Source organism: Sphingomonas sp. CCH21-G11 (assembly GCF_001555965.1).
Classification (GTDB): domain Bacteria; phylum Pseudomonadota; class Alphaproteobacteria; order Sphingomonadales; family Sphingomonadaceae; genus Sphingomonas.
In genome coordinates this window covers 45,331-62,551 of the sequence record NZ_LSHX01000049.1, presented here as the reverse complement: position 1 = coordinate 62,551, position 17,221 = coordinate 45,331, and the positions used below count along the sequence as shown (strand labels likewise).

At 66.8% G+C, this 17,221-nt stretch carries 17 protein-coding genes; 9 read left to right on the top strand and 8 right to left on the bottom strand.

Features of this window, described 5'->3' with window-relative positions:
- Positions 1–92: 92 nt before the first annotated feature.
- Positions 93–1,238, bottom strand: coding sequence for a radical SAM family heme chaperone HemW (gene hemW / locus AX676_RS13020; protein ID WP_231726104.1), 1,146 nt, complete (start codon positions 1,236–1,238; stop codon positions 93–95).
- A 402-nt stretch (positions 1,239–1,640) separates the two neighbouring features.
- Here hemW and AX676_RS13015 point away from each other — a divergent pair, with 402 nt between their 5' ends.
- From AX676_RS13015 to hslU, 6 genes are all read left to right on the top strand, one after another.
- Positions 1,641–2,180, top strand: coding sequence for a glycoside hydrolase family 108 protein (locus tag AX676_RS13015; protein WP_066480560.1), 540 nt, complete (start codon positions 1,641–1,643; stop codon positions 2,178–2,180).
- Positions 2,181–2,219: 39 nt separating this feature from the next.
- Positions 2,220–2,633: a holin family protein gene (locus tag AX676_RS13010; RefSeq protein ID WP_066480559.1), complete on the top strand. Its 414-nt coding sequence runs from the start codon at positions 2,220–2,222 to the stop codon at positions 2,631–2,633.
- A gap of 70 nt (positions 2,634–2,703) precedes the next feature.
- Complete coding sequence (locus AX676_RS17905; protein WP_156437763.1) at positions 2,704–2,865, top strand: hypothetical protein; 162 nt, start codon at positions 2,704–2,706, stop codon at positions 2,863–2,865.
- A 296-nt stretch (positions 2,866–3,161) separates the two neighbouring features.
- Complete coding sequence (locus AX676_RS13005; RefSeq protein ID WP_156437762.1) at positions 3,162–3,731, top strand: hypothetical protein; 570 nt, start codon at positions 3,162–3,164, stop codon at positions 3,729–3,731.
- 56 nt (positions 3,732–3,787) lie between these two features.
- On the top strand, positions 3,788–4,342 hold the full coding sequence (gene hslV / locus AX676_RS13000) for an ATP-dependent protease subunit HslV (RefSeq protein ID WP_066480554.1): 555 nt from the start codon (positions 3,788–3,790) through the stop codon (positions 4,340–4,342).
- A 102-nt stretch (positions 4,343–4,444) separates the two neighbouring features.
- A complete protein-coding gene (gene hslU / locus AX676_RS12995; RefSeq protein ID WP_066480552.1) occupies positions 4,445–5,743 on the top strand; it encodes an ATP-dependent protease ATPase subunit HslU in 1,299 nt (432 codons plus the stop codon).
- A gap of 3 nt (positions 5,744–5,746) precedes the next feature.
- On the opposite strand, the gene galU is transcribed toward hslU, so the two are convergent.
- A complete protein-coding gene (gene galU / locus AX676_RS12990) occupies positions 5,747–6,607 on the bottom strand; it encodes a UTP--glucose-1-phosphate uridylyltransferase GalU (protein WP_066480551.1) in 861 nt (286 codons plus the stop codon).
- Between the two features lie 144 nt (positions 6,608–6,751).
- Here galU and wecB point away from each other — a divergent pair, with 144 nt between their 5' ends.
- A complete protein-coding gene (gene wecB / locus AX676_RS12985; protein WP_066480641.1) occupies positions 6,752–7,894 on the top strand; it encodes a non-hydrolyzing UDP-N-acetylglucosamine 2-epimerase in 1,143 nt (380 codons plus the stop codon).
- Positions 7,878–9,173: a UDP-N-acetyl-D-mannosamine dehydrogenase gene (gene wecC, locus AX676_RS12980; RefSeq protein WP_066480550.1), complete on the top strand. Its 1,296-nt coding sequence runs from the start codon at positions 7,878–7,880 to the stop codon at positions 9,171–9,173. The genes wecB and wecC overlap by 17 nt, the downstream gene beginning before the upstream one ends.
- A 265-nt stretch (positions 9,174–9,438) precedes the next feature.
- On the opposite strand, the gene AX676_RS12975 is transcribed toward wecC, so the two are convergent.
- The 3 genes from AX676_RS12975 to AX676_RS12965 all read right to left on the bottom strand — a co-directional run bounded on the left by AX676_RS12975 (position 9,439) and on the right by AX676_RS12965 (position 12,325).
- Positions 9,439–10,038 carry a class I SAM-dependent methyltransferase gene (locus tag AX676_RS12975; RefSeq protein WP_066480549.1) on the bottom strand — a complete coding sequence of 200 codons (600 nt, stop codon included), beginning with the start codon at positions 10,036–10,038 and terminating at the stop codon, positions 9,439–9,441.
- Between the two features lie 101 nt (positions 10,039–10,139).
- Positions 10,140–11,270: a glycosyltransferase family 4 protein gene (locus tag AX676_RS12970; protein WP_066480548.1), complete on the bottom strand. Its 1,131-nt coding sequence runs from the start codon at positions 11,268–11,270 to the stop codon at positions 10,140–10,142.
- Positions 11,267–12,325: a glycosyltransferase gene (locus AX676_RS12965; RefSeq protein WP_066480547.1), complete on the bottom strand. Its 1,059-nt coding sequence runs from the start codon at positions 12,323–12,325 to the stop codon at positions 11,267–11,269. Before AX676_RS12965 ends, AX676_RS12970 begins: the two co-directional genes overlap by 4 nt.
- 113 nt (positions 12,326–12,438) lie before the next feature.
- Here AX676_RS12965 and AX676_RS12960 point away from each other — a divergent pair, with 113 nt between their 5' ends.
- On the top strand, positions 12,439–13,902 hold the full coding sequence (locus tag AX676_RS12960) for a right-handed parallel beta-helix repeat-containing protein (protein WP_066480546.1): 1,464 nt from the start codon (positions 12,439–12,441) through the stop codon (positions 13,900–13,902).
- A gap of 7 nt (positions 13,903–13,909) precedes the next feature.
- Here the strand turns inward: AX676_RS12960 and AX676_RS12955 are convergent, their stop codons facing one another.
- From AX676_RS12955 to AX676_RS12945, 3 genes are all read right to left on the bottom strand, one after another.
- On the bottom strand, positions 13,910–15,226 hold the full coding sequence (locus tag AX676_RS12955) for a hypothetical protein (protein ID WP_156437761.1): 1,317 nt from the start codon (positions 15,224–15,226) through the stop codon (positions 13,910–13,912).
- A gap of 70 nt (positions 15,227–15,296) precedes the next feature.
- Entirely contained in the window at positions 15,297–16,307 is a 1,011-nt protein-coding gene (locus AX676_RS12950) for a glycosyltransferase family 2 protein (protein ID WP_082731148.1), read from the bottom strand.
- Complete coding sequence (locus AX676_RS12945) at positions 16,300–17,220, bottom strand: hypothetical protein (RefSeq protein ID WP_066480544.1); 921 nt, start codon at positions 17,218–17,220, stop codon at positions 16,300–16,302. Before AX676_RS12945 ends, AX676_RS12950 begins: the two co-directional genes overlap by 8 nt.
- Position 17,221 lies beyond the last annotated feature (1 nt).

Sequence of the window (17,221 nt, the reverse complement as noted above, 5' to 3'; positions counted from 1 at the left end):
GCGCTGGGGCTCGGTCGAATTTGGCCGGGTAAGCCCCTCCCCTGAAGGGGAGGGGCTTACCCGGCCAAATTCGACCGAGCCCCAGCGCAGCATCACCCCCGCACCACCTCGCGCAGGATCGCGTCGAGCACCGGCATTCCCGCTGGCGTGACGGCCAGCCGCTCGCCGTCGCGCGTGACCAGCCCCTGCGCCGACAGCCGCGCGATTGCCGCGTCGTCCACCCAGTCCCGGCCGATGCGCGCCATCTCCACACCTTCGGCCAGCCTCAGGCCCATGACCAACGCTTCGGTCGCCTGCTCGGAAGGGGTCAGCGCCTGTTCGACCTCGATGCCATGGCCGTTGCGATCGACCGCATCCAGCCAGTTCTCCGGCTTCTTGCGCCGTGCAATTGCCATGCCGCCGCGCCGGCCATGCGCGCCGGGACCGACGCCGGCATAGTCGCCATAGCGCCAATAGGTCAGATTGTGGCGGCTCTGCGCGCCCGGCCGCGCATGGTTCGACACCTCATAGGCGGGCAGGCCGGCAGCGCCGGTCAGGTCGCGGGTCAGCTCGAACAGGTCGGCGGCGGCGTCACCATCGGGGATCGTCAATTCCCCCTTGGCCGCCAGCGTCGCAAAGCGCGTACCCGGCTCGATCGTCAGCTGATAGAGCGAGAGATGCTCGGTCCCGAACGCGATCGCGCGGGCCAGTTCGGCGTGCCACGCATCGGGCGTCTGGCCCGGCCGGGCATAGATCAGGTCGAAGCTTACCCGCGCAAATGCCTGCTGCGCGGTCGCCAGCGCCGCCAGCCCCTCCGCCACGTCATGCGCGCGGCCCAGGAAGCCGAGCGCCGCATCGTCCAGCGCCTGCAACCCCAGCGACACGCGATTGACCCCTGCTTGTGCCAGATCGGTGAAGCGCGCGGCCTCGACCGACGACGGATTGGCTTCCAGCGTGATCTCGATATCGGGCTCGGCTGGCCAGTGCACGGTCGCCGCGTCAATGAGCGCGGCGACGGTCGCCGGCGGCATCAGCGAGGGCGTGCCGCCACCGAAGAAGATCGAGCCCAGCCGCCGCCCCGGCAACAGCGCGGCCTCATGCGCCAGATCGGCGAGCAGCGCGGCGCGCCAGCGATCCTGGTCGACCTGGTCGCGGACATGGCTGTTGAAATCGCAATAGGGGCATTTGGAGACGCAGAACGGCCAGTGGATATAGAGCGCCAGCGGCGGGACAGGGGAAACGGAAGTCACCGGCGCGATATGGCGAGAGACGACGGCAAGGGAAAGGGACTCTCCCCTCCTGCCTGCGCGAGGGGCCGTAAACATTCAGCACCCGTTTCTCGTCACCCGGCCTCGCGCCGGGGTCCATCGCGCAACCTGTACAGGTTCATCATCGGCGTGCGTCCCTCGCCCCACGCACTGGCTCGGCTTCAACTGGGGTGCGACGACGCTTTGCAGCACCCTGAACCCCGGCACCGGGCCCGGGGTGACGGGAAAATTCAGGCGTCGCGGCGATCAGATGCTTATTCCGAGATCGGGCGCTGGGGAGACAATCCGCTTCATCATTTTCTACCCCAAGCCCCTCCCGACATCGCGAAGGACATTGCTGTCCTACACGAACCAGATGGGCTAAATACCGCCGCCCGAACCGGAGGCACCCCTATGGACATCGACCAGCTCATCGACGACGTGATTTCGCGCGAGGGCGGCTATTCCGACCACCCCGACGATCGCGGCGGCGCGACCAAATTCGGAATCACCCAACGGGTGGCCCGCGAGCATGGCTATCACGGCGCGATGCGCGACATGCCGCGCACGGTGGCCGAACGGATCTACCGCGCCATCTATTGGCAGGCGCCCCGATTCGACGACGTCGCGACGCGCGCACCGGGCGTCGCCGCCGAACTTTTCGACACCGGTGTGAACATGGGGCCCGCGACCGCGACGATGTTCCTGCAACGCGCGCTCAACGTGCTCAACCGCACGCGCCGCGACTATCCCGACATCGCGCGCGACGGGCGGATCGGCTCCGCGACGCTCGGCGCGCTCGACCGCTTTCTCGAACTGCGCGGCCCGGCGGGCGAAACCGTGCTGCTGCGCGCGCTCAACGCGCTGCAGGGTGCGCGCTACATTGAACTCGCCGAGCGCCGGCCGGCGAATGAGAGTTTCCTCTATGGCTGGCTCGCCAACCGTATCGGTTAATCACCGCCCGTTCCGAACGCATCGACAGAAGGAAACGCCGTGGCCGTTCTCGACGCCCTGCTCGGCCCGATCACCGGGCTGATCGACAAATTGATTCCCGATCCGAAGGCGCGCCAGGCGGCCAAGCTGGAGCTGATCCGGCTTCAGGGCACGCAGGAGCTCGAGCAGCTGAAGGCGCAATTGTCGGCGATCGTCGCCGAGGCGGGCTCGAACGACCCGTGGACCAGCCGCGCCCGCCCCAGCTTTCTCTACGTCATGTATGTGCTGCTGCTCTGGTCGATCCCGATGGGGCTGATCGGCGCAGTCCAGCCACGGATCGCCGACGGCATCGTGCGTGCGATGAACGCCTATCTCTCGGGTATTCCCGAGCCGCTCTATGTCCTCTTCGGCACCGGCTATCTCGGCTACACCGCCGCGCGGCAATGGGGCAAGGCGAAGGGCGTGGACCGGTAGCGGCAACCAAGCGGGCGCGGTGATTGTTTTTTCATGGCCAAACGTTATCTTGGCGCGTGCAAGGAGACCGGTGACGATGCAGGTAAATTCGGAAACTGCGCTTCGCAACGGACGCCGATTGCTGGCGGAACACGATAACAGCTGGCTGAAGGTTCTGGAAAACACCCGTCGTGCGCGTAAGGACGGGCCGCACGCACCTGAAGCTGACATCCGCGAAGCCGCAGCGTCTTGACTGATGGCGCGCTGTCGGCCGCGATGGCGGCCCCTGCGCGCCCGGTAAGAAGGTAACCAGACGAGGCCGGGGGGCGCGTGATCGATTTCCGACTGGGCGCTGTCCTGCTCCTGCTGCTGCCCGGCCTCGCTTCCTATTGTGCATTCTACGGGATTTTTGGCCGGTTCGGACATTTTGGTGTCGGGGATCGCGGCCGGGCGCAACGACGCGTCTTCGCACCGATCCCGCCAGCGCCGGGGTCGGTCCAGTCACTGACCGTCATCGTGGCGAGTTCGGTGGTCGCACATGTGCTCCTGATGATCGCCTCGATCGTGGTTTTTCCGCAGAAACTGGATCGGTTGCAGGTCGGGGGCTGGCCACGCGGTGCACACGACCTTGCCTTGTTCGCCGGGATCGAGCTGGCGCTCGCGCTGGCGATCTTCATCGCGATAACCGGATATCTGCGCCGCCTGTCCTTTACCAACGCCCTGCCGCGCTGGCTGTACGGCTGGGCAACCGATCTGGCCAACAAGCTGGACGACGACAGCAAAATCGCGGTGGCGGTGGTGCTGACCCGATACGACCTTACGGACAAGAGCGCGTGGGCGCCCAATCTCTCGGTCACCTATATCGGTGCGATCCAGGATCTTTCGCTGGCCGTCGATGGCTCGATCCGGCGCATCAACCTCGCCGATGCGCAGCGTTTTTTGATCGATCTGCGTCGGTCGATCGCGCAGCAGGATCAGCTGCCGCTGGCCACCTTCGACCTGTTGTCGATCGAGGCGGACCAAATCCGAAATGTCAGCTTCGAGATCGTGGATCGGCCGGTCGATCCAGTGCCGGACCTTCTGGCCAATGGCTTGCGCCGGATTTACGCCGGGCGCTGATCGTCGAACAACGCGCCCTATTGTTCATCCCTGATCGCGTGACCATTTGAAGCGCCATGAACGACAAATCCATGGTGTGGCACGGCACCACGATCCTTTCCGTGCGCAAATCCGGCAAGGTGGTGATCGCGGGCGACGGCCAGGTTTCGGCCGGCCAGACCGTGATGAAGCCCAATGCGCGCAAGGTCCGTCCGCTGGGGGATGGCAAGGTGATTGCCGGGTTCGCCGGCGCGACCGCCGACGCCTTCACCCTGTTCGAGCGGCTGGAGGCCAAGCTGGAGCGGCACCAGGGCCAGCTGCTGCGCGCCGCGGTCGAGCTCGCCAAGGACTGGCGGACCGACAAATATCTGCGCAACCTGGAGGCGATGCTGATCGTCGCCGACAAGGACGTGACGCTGGTCGTCACCGGCAATGGCGACGTGCTGGAGCCCGAAGGCGGCATCGCCGCGATCGGATCGGGCGGCAATTTCGCGCTCGCCGCAGCGCGCGCCCTGGCGGAATATGAGCCCGATGCCGAGGTGCTGGCGCGCAAGGCGATGGCGATCGCTGCCGAGCTTTGCGTCTACACCAACGATCGCCTGACCGTGGAGACGATGGACAGCGCCACCTGACGCTCGAACCTTTGTTCCCGTTCGTGTCGAGCGAAGTCGAGACACGCGACACCGGGACCAACGTTTCTCGACTTCGCTCGAAACGAACGGATTTCATCTGGAATGACCGACACCCTCACCCCCAAAGCCATCGTCCGCGCGCTCGACGCGCACATCATCGGCCAGGCCGACGCCAAGCGCGCGGTCGCGGTCGCGCTGCGCAATCGCTGGCGCCGGCAGCAGCTCGGCCCTGACCTGCGCGACGAGGTCAGCCCCAAGAACATCCTGATGATCGGCCCGACCGGCTGCGGCAAGACCGAGATCAGCAGGCGGCTGGCCAAGCTGGCCGACGCGCCCTTCGTCAAGGTCGAAGCGACCAAGTTCACCGAAGTCGGCTATGTCGGCCGCGATGTCGAGCAGATCGCCCGCGACCTAGTCGAGGAAGCGATCCGGCTTGAAAAGGAGCGCCGCCGCGTCGCGGTGAAGGACAAGGCGGAGGAAGCGGCGATGACTCGCCTGCTCGACGCGCTGACCGGCAAGGATTCGAGCCAGGCGACGCGCGAGGCATTCCGCCAGCGCTTCCGCGACGGCCATCTCGACGACAAGGAAGTCGAGATCGAGGTCGATGCGGCCCCGACGATGCCGTTCGAAATCCCCGGTGCGCCCCAGATGGGCATGATCAACCTGAGCGAGATGATGGGCAAGGCGTTCGGCGGCGGCCAGCTGAAGCGCCGCAAGCTGCCGGTCCCCGCCGCCTGGGCCAAGCTGGTCGAGGAGGAAGCCGACAAGCGGCTGGACCAGGACGAGGTGAGCCGTGCCGCGCTGGCCGATGCGGAGGCCAACGGGATCGTTTTCCTGGACGAGATCGACAAGATCGCGGTCAGCGATGTTCGTGGCGGATCGGTCAGCCGCGAGGGCGTGCAGCGCGACCTGCTGCCGCTGATCGAGGGGACGACGGTGGCGACCAAATACGGGCCGATGAAGACCGACCATGTGCTGTTCATCGCATCCGGCGCATTCCACGTCGCCAAGCCGAGCGACCTGCTGCCCGAGCTTCAGGGCCGCCTGCCGATCCGCGTCGAGCTGAAGGGGCTGACCGAGGAGGATTTCGTCGCGATCCTGTCCGACACCAAGGCGAGCCTGCCCGAACAGTATAAGGCGCTGATCGGCACGGAGGATGTGACGATCGACTTCACCCCCGACGGCATTCGCGCGGTCGCGCGCATTGCCGCCGAAGTGAATGGCGAGGTCGAGAATATCGGCGCGCGCCGGCTTCAGACCGTGATGGAAAAGCTGCTCGAGGAAGTCAGCTTCGATGCAGAGGATCGTCGCGGCGAAACGCTGGTGATCGACGCGGCCTATGTCGATCGCCAGCTGGCCAGCATCGCCCGCAACACCGACCTCAGCCGTTACGTGCTGTAGCTTCTAGCGCGCGGCCAGGAACGCCTCGACCTGCGGGGCGAGCTCGGGACGGGCCAGCGCCAGCGCGATGTTGGCGCAGATGAAGCCCGCCTTGTCGCCGCAATCATAGCGGTCGCCGTCGAAGGTATAACCGTGGAAGGGCTGGACGCCGATCAGCTTGGCCATGGCATCGGTCAGCTGGATTTCGCCGCCCGCGCCGGTGACGGGATTGTCGAGGATCTTCATCACCTCGGGCTGCAGGATGTAGCGGCCCGGGATCATCAGATTGGATGGCGCGGTGCCCGCCTTGGGCTTTTCGACCAGCGCGGTCACTTCGGTCAGCTTGCCGTCGCGTGTACCCGGCGTGATGATGCCGTACTTGTCGGTTTCGCTGTCCGGCACCTCCAGCGCACCGATCACATTGCCGCCGACTTGTTCGTACGCCGCGACCATCTGGGCGAGGAAATTGGGGGTGCCGACCATCAGCTCGTCGGGCAGCAGCACCGCAAAGGGTTCGTCGCCGACGATCTCGCGCGCGCACCACACCGCGTGGCCGAGCCCCAGCGGTTCCTGCTGGCGCACATAAACGGGCGATCCGGGGGTCATCCGCGTGCCCTCGATCAGCGACATCGACTTGCCGCGTGCACGCATCGTCGTCTCGAGCTCGAACGCGATGTCGAAATGGTCCTCCAGCGCGCCCTTGCCGCGACCGGTGACGAAGATGATCTGCTCGATACCCGCTTCCAGCGCCTCTTCGACCGCATATTGAATCAGCGGCTTGTCGACGACGGTCAGCATCTCCTTCGGCATCGCCTTGGTGGCGGGCAGGAAGCGCGTGCCGAGACCGGCGACGGGAAAAACGGCCTTGCGGACGGGCTTGATCATCTTGGCAGAACCTCCGGTGACGCCGCTGTCGGATAGTGGGCCGTCCGGGGCAAGGCAAATCCTTTCGCGGGTGCAGCATGAAATGCATCCGCGAACCGTCCCGTTTTAGCGACGAGTTAAGCCGCCACGGCTATGGGTCACGTCATGACCGCCGCCGCCGCTCAGAAAACCGTGCTCCTCGTCTTCGGCACCCGGCCGGAGGCGATCAAGCTGTTCCCCGTCATCCGCGCGCTGCGCGAAACACCCGGTCTGCGGGTCCGCACCTGCGTCACGGCGCAGCACCGCGGGCTGCTCGATCAGGTGCTGGCGATTGCCGGAATCTCGCCCGACATCGACCTGGACCTGATGGAGCCAGGCCAGACGCTCGACCGGCTGACCGCGCGGCTGCTGACCGGGCTCGGCGAAGTGATGGACGCCGAGCGCCCCGGCCGGGTGATCGTGCAGGGCGATACCGCCACCGCAATGGTCGGCGCACTGGCGGCCTATTATCGCCGCGTGCCCGTCGCGCATGTCGAGGCGGGGCTGCGTTCGGGCGACATCTGGCAACCCTGGCCCGAGGAAGTGAACCGGCGCATCGTCGCCCCGATCGCCGACCAGCATTTCGCCCCGACCGAGACTGCCGCCGAGGCGTTGCGGCGCGAGAATATCGACCCGGCAACGATCCACGTCACCGGCAACACGGTGATCGACGCGCTGCTGGCGACGCGGGCGGCGATTGCCGACGATCCGGCGATGGCGGCGGGGCTGGACGCGATCGCCCATCGCTTTGCCGGCAAGCGCATCGTGCTGGTCACCACCCATCGCCGCGAGAATTTCGGCGAAGGGATGGAATCGATCGCGCGCGCTATCCAGCGCATCGCCGATCGGCCCGATGTCGCGGTGCTGTTCCCCATGCATCCCAACCCCAACGTGGTGGCGGTGATGGACCGACATCTGGGCGCCCGCGACAACGTCGCGCGGATCGACCCGCTCGATTACCCGCACTTCATACGCGCGCTCGATCTCGCCCACCTCGTCCTGTCCGATTCGGGCGGGGTGCAGGAGGAAGCCCCCGCGCTGGGCAAGCCGGTGCTGGTGATGCGCGAGACGACCGAGCGGCCCGAAGGCGTCGCGGCGGGCACCGCGCGGCTGGTCGGCACCGATACCGACCGCATCGTTTCCGGAATCTTCACCCTCCTCGACGATAGCCATGCCTATTCGGCCATGGCGCGCGCCCACAATCCGTTCGGCGACGGCCATGCGTCCCAAAGGATCGCAAGGATCGTCGCTGATGGTTTCGGATGCTGAACTGAACGTCGTCATGATGGGGCTGGGCTATATCGGCCTGCCCACCGCCGCCGTCATCGCGCGCAGCGGCGCGCGCGTGCTGGGGATCGACGTCAACGCCCAAGTCGTCGAAACCGTCAATTCGGGCCGCGTCCATATCGAGGAAATCGATCTGGACGGCCTGGTTTCCGGCGTGGTCGCGCGCGGGATGCTGCGCGCTGCAACGCTGATCGAACCCGCCGACGTCTTCGTCATCGCCGTGCCGACGCCGTTCGATGCCGATCACGCGCCCAATATCGGTTATGTCCTGCAGGCCGCGACCAACATCGCCGCGGTGCTGAAGGCCGGGGATACGGTCATCCTCGAATCGACCTCGCCGGTCGGCACCACCGACAAGGTGGCGGAACTGCTCGCCCGGCTGCGCCCCGACCTGAAGGTGCCCGGCCATTGCACCGGCACCGCCGACATCGCGGTCGCCTATTGCCCCGAGCGCGTGCTGCCCGGCCGCATCCTGGTCGAGTTGATCGACAATGACCGCGTGATCGGTGGCGTGACCCCGCGCTGCGCGCGCAAGGCATTGCAATTCTATCGCCGCTTCGTGCGCGGTGCCTGCGTCACCACCAGCGCGCGCGCGGCGGAGATGACCAAGCTGACCGAAAACGCCTTCCGCGACGTCAACATCGCCTTCGCCAACGAATTGTCGGTGCTGGCCGACGGCATGGGCATCGATGTGTGGGAAGTGATCCGGCTGGCCAACCGCCACCCGCGCGTCAACATCCTGGCCCCCGGCCCCGGCGTCGGCGGGCATTGCATCGCGGTCGACCCCTGGTTCCTGGTGCATGGCGACCCCGCCAACAGCCGCCTGATCCGCACCGCGCGCCACGTCAACGACGACAAGATCGCCTATACGATCGGCCGCGCCGAGGGGCTGATCGACAGCCTGCCCGGTGCGCCGGTCGCGTGCCTGGGCCTGGCGTTCAAGGCGAATATCGACGATTTCCGCGAGAGCCCGGCGCTCAAGGTCGCCTCGCATCTGGCCCAGCGTTATGGCAGCCGGGTGCGGATCGTCGAACCCCATGCCGCCGAACTGCCCGGCGATTTCGCGGGCACGGCAGCGACGCTGATCGACATCGACGAAGCGATCGAAACGTGCCCGATCTTCATCGTCCTGGTCGACCACGACGTGTTCAAGTCCGTGCCGCTCGACGAGCGCGCGGGCAAGCTCGTCTACGACACGCGCGGAATCTGGCCCGACCAGCCGCGTGCGACGCTTGCAGTGGAGTTACGCAAAGCAGGGTGAGCGGGCGGGAAGATCGCCTCCAAAGCCCTCCTAACCCGCACACCGTTACCGTCACCCCGGCCTTGTGCCGGGGTCCACCGTGCCGCCTGGCGTGTCGCGTGGCAATCGTCGCTGAACCCTTAGCGATGGCCCAGCGTCGCGGAATGTCGGGGGTCAGCGCCTGTGGCGCGGTGGACCCCGGCACAAGGCCGGGGTGACGAAAATGAGGCCGTGCAAGAAGGAAAGAATCCGGGGGGGCACGCTGACGGGCGGGCGGCCCCGCCCCTCACGCTTTGGCGAAATCCGCCATCAATTGTTCCAGCCGCTCGCGCTCGACCGGCTGCTTGGTCGCGATCAACCACAGGTCGAACGCCTTGGGCCGCCGCCGCACGCCGAGCGACGGGAAATATACCTTAGCCGCCTCGGTCAGCGTCTTGGCGGTGAAGCCGGTCTTGTGCGCCATATAGGTCTGGCCCCGCGCGATCGCGTCCGAATGGCCATAGAAGATGTCGAGCGGCGTGATCGGCCCGGCGGGCGACTGATAGAGCGGATCGCCCAGCCGGTCGGCGACGATATGCTCGGCGACGCTCAACAAGTCGGGACAGGTCACGACGATGAAGCCGTCGGGCTTCAGCACGCGGCGAAACTCGGCGAGCACCGATGCGACCTCGTGCGCGAAGACATGCTCGATATTGTGCGAGGAGAAGACCGCATCGACGCTGTCGCTTTCGACATTGGTCATGTCGGTGATCGTACCCACGATGTCCGGGCGTGCGCCGGGATCGATGTCGAAGCGGATCTCGCGCCAGCGGCCGTCCTGGAACCCCGCAGTCATGTTCTCCAGCGATGCCCAGCCGCAGCCGACGTGAAGGACGGTTTTGGTCATTTGCCTCGACTCACTCCAATGCACCCCGTGTCCGAACGGGCGTGCCGGTTGCTCAAGCACATCGACGGCGATCGGCCAAGGCGCGCGCCGCCTCGCGCCGTTTACCCCTCACCATCGATGATCGCGATCAGCCGCCGGTTGATCTCACGCACGTCGAAGCGCGCTTCCGCCATCGCCCGGCTCGCCGCGCCCATCGCCGGGATCAGGCCGGGCTGGTCGACGAAGCGCATCATCGCGGCCGCCAGCGCCTCTGCATCGCGCGGCGGCACCATGAAGCCGTTGACGCCCTCCTCCACGGTTTCACGGCATCCGACCGCGCTGGTCGTGACGACGGGCCGCGCCATCGCCATCGCCTCCTGCGTGCTGCGCGGCACCCCCTCGCGATAGGAGGGCAGGACGAAAACGCTCGCGTCGCGGATCCAGTCGGCGACGTTGTCGACATGACCATGCCATTCGACGATCCCGTCAGCGACCATCGCGTCGATCTCGTCCGCGCTCAGCCCGCCGGGATTGAGATCGCGGCCGCCGAGCAGGATGAACCGCGCGCCCGGCGCCTGCGCGCGGACACGGGCGGCGGCGCGGACATATTCACGCACCCCCTTTTCGCGCAGCAGTCGTGCGACCATGAGGAACACCGGCGGTCCCGCCACCGGCGGCGGCGCGCTGAACCGATCGAGGTCGACGCCGATCCCGCCGAGCACCGTGACCTTGGCCGCGTCGACCATGCCGGCATCGATGAATTGCCGGGCGTCGTCGCGGTTGAGCATGACGACGCGGTGGGCGGCCCCCAGCCCGAGGCGATAGAGCGTCGTCGCGGCCGTCCGCAGCGCACGACGCTTAAGGGTCGTCGCCCCCTCGCCCTCGGTGAAGACGAAGCCGAGACCCTCGATCATCGCGATCCGCCGCCGCACGCCAGCCGCGCGCGCCGCCAGCATCCCGTAGATCACCGGCTTCACGAAATAGCCGAACACGATGTCGGGCTTCAGCGCGTCGAGCTGTCGCCACAGCCGCGCGGTATCCCGCAGGTCGCGCAGCGGCCGCAGCCCGACGCGGTCGAGCGAGAAGTCGACCGGCTCCGCGCCGCAGGCCCGGGCAACCGCGCGCTGCGGCTCATCCCAATCGGGTGCAAGGGCGAGCACATGGTCGCCGCGCGCGGCAAGCTCGCGGATCAGGTCCCCGCGGAAATTGCCGACGGTCGAGCCGTTGTTGGTAATGAACGCGATCGTCTTCATGCCGGGCGTGCCGCGGCGATCGCATCGGCCAATGTCGCGACGACCGTCGGCGCGATGGCATCCACCGAATAATGCCGTTCGACGCGGGCCCGCGCGGCATTGCCCATGGCGAGCCGGCGCGCGCGGTCGGTGGCCAGTTCGGCGATCGCCGCGCTCCATTCCTCGACGGTGTCGGCGAGCAGCCCGACCGCGGGGTCGACGATCGTCGCGTTGACGCCGACGGGCGAGGCGATGACGGGGCGCGCGGCGGCCATATACTGGATGAGCTTGTAGCCGCACTTGCCGCGTTCCCACGGGCTGTCGCGCAGCGGCATCACGCCGATGTCGATCCCGGTCAGCAATTCGGCTTCCGTCGCTTCGGTCCACGGATGGCAATGCTGGGTGAACGGCAGGTCGAGGATCGGGTCGGCGCCGATCGTGACCAGCTCGAGCGGAACGGTTCCCGCCAGTTGCGCCATCGCCGCGATGACGGGGTCCAGATAGCGCGCATTGGCCGGCGTCCCGATCCAGCCGATCCGCACCGCGCCGGTTTTCGCAGGTGCCGTGACCGGATAGCGGCCCGGATCGACCACGGTCGGCACCTCGACCACCCGCCGTGCGCCATGACGCACGGCATAATCGGCGAGATAGGGGTTGCCCGCAGTGATCGCCGCCGCCCCCCGGATCAGCGGCGTCAGCTTCTCCGCCAGCACCCGGCGGACGAGTGCCGACCCGCTCAGATCGTAATTGTGGAAGATCGCGTCGTCATAGTCGACGACATAGGGAATGCCCCGCGCCGTCAACGCCCGCTCGGTCGCGCCGGGCAAATAGGGAAACAGCTCCTTCTCGATCCATGCGACATCCGGGGCGGGACCCGCGAGACGCGCCGCGCGGCGGGCGATTGCGCGAACGGTTTCCACCTTGCTCTTCGCGCCATCGTTGAAATAGCCGTTCAGATAACGGTCACTGAAGAAGGGCGATACATCCACCGACGCGCCTGCTTCGCGGAGCGCCGGGATGAACTGGCTCAGGCGCAGCCGGCTGCTCGGGCCCAGATCGGTGTAGCGGGGCATCATCAGGATGGTGCGACCCTGAAGGGATGAAACGACGCGATGGATGATCGAAACTCCGGCTTTTGCGGCGCTGCCCCTAGCATCGCCGGCGTGTCGCCGCCAGTGCGCCGCCGGCCATGAAGGCGACACGTCGCGCAATCGTCGGCGGACTGGCCGGCGCCGGGATTGCGGCCGCGATCGCCCGCGCAACCGGCGCGGATGCGGTGCGCGTGACCGATTTTCGCCGCGCGGACGACGTCGACGACAGCGACGCCTTTCGCCGCGCCCTTGAGACCGGACGCCCCGTCCACGCCCCGGCGGCCGGCGGGTCGGGACCGGAAGGGCGCTATCTGGTCGCGACCGCCGAACCGAACCTGCCAACGGGCGCCATGCTGTTCGGCGACGGGCCGGGGCGCACGATCATCGCGCGGTCCTATGCGCGCCCGGCACCGTTCCTGTTCCATGCCGACAGCAAGTCACCCGACCCGGCCCGAAACCTTCAGGGCATCGCCTTTCGCGACCTCTCGCTCGAGGACGATGTGGTGCGCCGCGGGTTCAGCGAATTCGACTATCTGGTCATGCTGAACGGCGTCACCGGCGCGCGCTTCGAGCGCGTGAACTTCACCGGCTTTCGCGGCGACGGGCTGCATCTCGGCTCGTCGACAATCTCCGCGGTGGAGCGCCACAATCGCGATGTCGTGGTCCGCGACTGCCGGTTCGACGGCATCAACGCCAACAATCGCAACGCCATTTCGGTCATCGACTGCGACGGGCTGCTGATCGAGGACAGCGCGTTCCTGAACTGCACCCGGCCGGGCGACGGGACGCCGCTTCGCGGCGATCCGATGAATCCGCGGACCGGGCTGGCGCAGCCAGGCGCCATCGACTGCGAGCCCAATGGCGACCGTTTCGCGATCATTCGCAACGTCGTCATCCGCCGCAACCTGTTCCAGGGGGGCGGCGGCAACGCGGTCGCCCTCAACCTGCGGCCCAACGACGCGGTCGACATCGCGCAACAGGGCTTTACCATCACCGAAAATCGCATCGTCGATCGTGCCGGCGGCTTCGCGATCTTCGGCTATGGCCCGGGCAGGTCGCTCACCGGAACCCCGCGCTACGAGCTGATGGTCGCGGAAAACGAGATACGCGGCTGCGCGACCCCGTTCATCGTCGATGGCGTCCGTGGCGTGCGGATCACGCGCAACCGGATCATCGAATGTTCAAAGATGGCGGAGATCGGCTATCGCGGCATGGTGGCCGAGGTCGAGGTCGACGAAAACCGCTTCGAGCGCGCCGGCAATCAAGCCCCCGGCCACGCGCTGTGGATACGGTCATCCGACCGGCTGGCGTTGACCGGCAACATGTTCGTCGACTGCGGCGCGGCAGGGGCACGCAACGGCGTTGCCATCGCCTTTGTCGACGGCGTCAACCGCAACCTGACGCTGTCCGGCAACCGCTTTGCGAGCCCCGATGGTCGAACCGCGCAGGCGATGACCGTGTTCGCGGCGGCAAGGATCGACGCGAGGAGCGCGCGGGTCAGCGCCAACCGGGTCGAATTCCGCGCAACCCCGGTTGAGGCAGTGCTCGGCCTGGGCCGCTGAGATCGGCTCAGGCGGTCGCCACGTTTGCTGCTGCCGCCCCGCCCGGATCGACGTTTCGACGGATGCCCAGGCTGAGCACCGGCAGGAAATACATCCACTGGAAGATGAAGGATTCGATGTACGGGTTGGTGAACATCGCCATCGCGCTCGCGGTGAAGCCGCCGGCCATGTAGATGTCCTCCGGCCGCAACAGCTTCTCGGCGACCCGGCGGAACAGCAGAGCCCCGTACACGACAAACACGCTGGCATAGACCAGCGTCCCGATGAAGCCGACGCGAAGCAGCGAGGCGAGCGGAATGACCTCGTAGCGCCAGGGGAACAGGTCGCTGCGCAGATAGCGAACGCCGATGCCGTGGCCGACGCCCAGTCCCCAGCTTTCCTCGACGCCGTCCCATAGCGCGACCACCTGTTCGGTGCGGAGCGCGCCCCCGCCAGACTGGAGCTCGTCGATGAATTCCCCGATGACGACCTGGAGGTCGACGGTGTCCAGGGCGACGTCGATCAGGACCACCGCCAGCAGCGACAGAACGCCGAGCAGGACGGTCGGCCAGAACACGGACTCGCTGTTGCCGTCCTCGTCCGTCAGGCCGACGCGCGCGCGCAGCACCACGCCTGTCACGAAGCCGACCGGCACCGCGAGGATCAGCGCGGAGCGGCCCGAGGTCAGCGCGCAGACGACCAGCGCAAGCGGCAGCAGCATCCGCAGGAAGCGATTTCGCACCAGCGTCGGCTGCGCGAAAAATGCCCCCGACAGGAAAATGAGCGAGCCATAGACGAGGATGTTGGCACCCGAATATCCGCGCGCGACGTTGACGTTCACGTCCTCCGACAGGAACTGCACCGATTCCTTGCCGAAGGTCAGAAACGCATAGAAGAAGGCCGCCACCGAGAGCACTGCGACCCAGGTGAGGAGCACGAGCAGCCGGACAGGCCGGGTCGTTCCCATTTGCTGGAACATCGCGGTTCCGATCAGCAGCCAGATCAGCGGTGCGAGGATGTAGACGATCAGCGTCTGGTTGACCGCCTCACGCGGCGCGCCAGAGGAATAGCCGATCCATATGTAGAAGGCGGTCACGACGACGCCGCAGAAATACAGCATCAGCATCGTGTCGAGATATGCCGCCTTGCGAACGATCAGCAGCGACGCGATCGCCGTCAACAGCAGCAGCGCCGCGGTCGCCTCCTGAAAGGAGTGGGGTACGACCACACAAATGGCGAGCGTCGCGAAGATCAGCCAGCGGGTGATCCCGGACAACAGGATCTCTCCGGCGGAACGGCCCATCACCGGCGGCTGGTACATCCCCGGGGTCAGTGCAGACGGCATGACGATCGCCTTGTCGCCCGCGCGTCGGACGACAGCGCCGCGTGTCCGGTCCGCAGATCATCGCACAGCTTCACGCGCCGCCCTTCCCTTGTTCCGCGTCGATCCGGATCGCGGTGCGGTTCCGGTCAAGCGCGCTCGCAAGCGTGCGCGCCAGACGCGGGGTCGCGCCATATAGCATGGCAAAACCTTGCCAGGTGAAGCCCAATTCTTCCGGCGAGCGCCGCAGCACCGCGCGCGCGGAACGGGCCAGCGGTTCGGCGACATAGGTCGCCAGCGCGACCGCGAACGCGCCGGCCCGCGAGAAATGCTTGAAGGCGTAAATCAGATTGGCCTGGAGCGCGTAGGACAGGCGGTGCGCCTTGACCTGTTCGGAGGTGCCGCCACGCTTGTGATAAACCTCGGGCTCGGCGAAATAATGGATGCGATGGCCCCGTGCGCGGATCCGCCGCGATAGATCGAGGTCTTCGAGGTACACGAAAAAGCGTTCGTCGAACCCGCCGATCGCGCGATAGATGTCCCGCCGGACCAGGTAGAACGCGCCGATGACATGGTCGACATCGCGGCTGCTGAGGTGATCGAAGTCGGCCATGATGATTGGCGGGAACCACCGTCGCGCCAGCGCCGAGACATGGCTGAGACCCAGGCTGGCGCCGACGAAACTTCGCCAGGTCGGAAAGCGGCCGCAATGGCGCTGGACCGCCCCGGCTTCGTCGACCAGACGCACGCCAAGCACGCCGATCTGCCCGCCGTCGGCCTGTTCAAGACGGGCGACGCATTGATCGAGCGCACCCGGGTGAAGCTCCGTATCGGGGTTGAGCAACAGGATAAGGGGCGCGCTGCCGCGATCCGCCGCCAGGTTGCACGCCCGGCCGAAACCCAGATTGGCGCCCGCACGAATGACGACGAGAGGCAGGCCGGGCACGTCGACATCCGCCGATCCGTCGGTCGATCCGTTGTCGACGACATAGACGCAGCCGACACGGTCGCCGCCATGCGTCGCGATCGACGACAGGCAACGCGCCAGCAACGGCCCGGCGTTCCAGTTGACGATGACGATGTCGATGCACGCCCGCTCAGCCATGTTCGAGCCCGGGATAGCCATATCGGGCCGCCACCGCGGCAACCCGGGCGCGGTCCTGAAGATGCGCGTTCCGGCCGAGCAGCGATTGCTTCAGGAACGGAAAGCCCATGTCGACCAGCGCGGTGGCCGAGGTCAACGAAGGATCGTTGACCGGCCCGCTGATCACCGGCGTGCCCGTTATCTTCCGCCACAGTGCCGTCACCAGTCCCGGAACATCGGACCGCGAATCCGGATCGTACCACAGCGCCCCCACCGCCAGCGCCCGTGAAGCGACCCGCGCCAGCCGCGTTTCCTGCAGCGTCACGACATCCTGCCAGCGGTCATAGGCGTGCATCATGTCGATCACGGGCCGCAGTGCCGCGATCAGGTCGGGCGTCACCTGACGGAAGAACAGGGCATAGGACTGCACATGGTTTTCGGCATTCGCGCTGGCGAGAAAGCCGGTCAGCCGCCACGATGTCGTCGCGATCAACGCATCGACATCGCCCAACGGGCCGAGGACGGAATCGTTCTGAAGGTAAAGATGTGCACCCGGCGCGCCGTTCGCGACCGCGTGCAGCGCAATCGAATAGGCGGAGAAATCGAAGCCGCCGAGCGCCTTCCAGTAAAGCGCGTCGCACGTTTCGACGAGGCCATCGGGAATCTGGCCGGGATCGGGCGTCGCCACGACGACCATCAGCCTGCCCGACAGGCCCCGTACGAGGGCGAGCGTATGGCGTTGCGTCGCGCTGAGCGTGCCGTCGGGGGCGAACAGGAACAGGCAGTTCCAGCGATCCGCCGGACGCACGGGGACGACCGCGTGCCATTGCGGAAAGGCGCGCCGGCCGGCGAGCCGCCGTTTCAGCCTGGACAACCGCACCAGCAGCGACGGCGCGGAGGGCACGAAATCCCAGTTGCGGATCATCGACGCCATG

What these genes read in the sequence shown, in the direction of transcription:
- AX676_RS13015 (WP_066480560.1), top strand. Translation starts at nt 1,641, where the DNA reads ATGGACATCGACCAGCTCATCGACGACGTGATTTCGCGCGAGGGCGGC.
- AX676_RS13005 (WP_156437762.1), top strand. Translation starts at nt 3,162, where the DNA reads ATGATCGCCTCGATCGTGGTTTTTCCGCAGAAACTGGATCGGTTGCAG.
- hslV (WP_066480554.1), top strand. Translation starts at nt 3,788, where the DNA reads ATGAACGACAAATCCATGGTGTGGCACGGCACCACGATCCTTTCCGTG.
- hslU (WP_066480552.1), top strand. Translation starts at nt 4,445, where the DNA reads ATGACCGACACCCTCACCCCCAAAGCCATCGTCCGCGCGCTCGACGCG.
- galU (WP_066480551.1), bottom strand. Translation starts at nt 6,607, where the DNA reads ATGATCAAGCCCGTCCGCAAGGCCGTTTTTCCCGTCGCCGGTCTCGGC.
- wecB (WP_066480641.1), top strand. Translation starts at nt 6,752, where the DNA reads ATGACCGCCGCCGCCGCTCAGAAAACCGTGCTCCTCGTCTTCGGCACC.
- wecC (WP_066480550.1), top strand. Translation starts at nt 7,878, where the DNA reads ATGGTTTCGGATGCTGAACTGAACGTCGTCATGATGGGGCTGGGCTAT.
- AX676_RS12975 (WP_066480549.1), bottom strand. Translation starts at nt 10,038, where the DNA reads ATGACCAAAACCGTCCTTCACGTCGGCTGCGGCTGGGCATCGCTGGAG.
- AX676_RS12970 (WP_066480548.1), bottom strand. Translation starts at nt 11,270, where the DNA reads ATGAAGACGATCGCGTTCATTACCAACAACGGCTCGACCGTCGGCAAT.
- AX676_RS12965 (WP_066480547.1), bottom strand. Translation starts at nt 12,325, where the DNA reads ATGATGCCCCGCTACACCGATCTGGGCCCGAGCAGCCGGCTGCGCCTG.
- AX676_RS12960 (WP_066480546.1), top strand. Translation starts at nt 12,439, where the DNA reads ATGAAGGCGACACGTCGCGCAATCGTCGGCGGACTGGCCGGCGCCGGG.
- AX676_RS12955 (WP_156437761.1), bottom strand. Translation starts at nt 15,226, where the DNA reads ATGCCGTCTGCACTGACCCCGGGGATGTACCAGCCGCCGGTGATGGGC.
- AX676_RS12950 (WP_082731148.1), bottom strand. Translation starts at nt 16,307, where the DNA reads ATGGCTGAGCGGGCGTGCATCGACATCGTCATCGTCAACTGGAACGCC.
- AX676_RS12945 (WP_066480544.1), bottom strand. Translation starts at nt 17,220, where the DNA reads ATGGCGTCGATGATCCGCAACTGGGATTTCGTGCCCTCCGCGCCGTCG.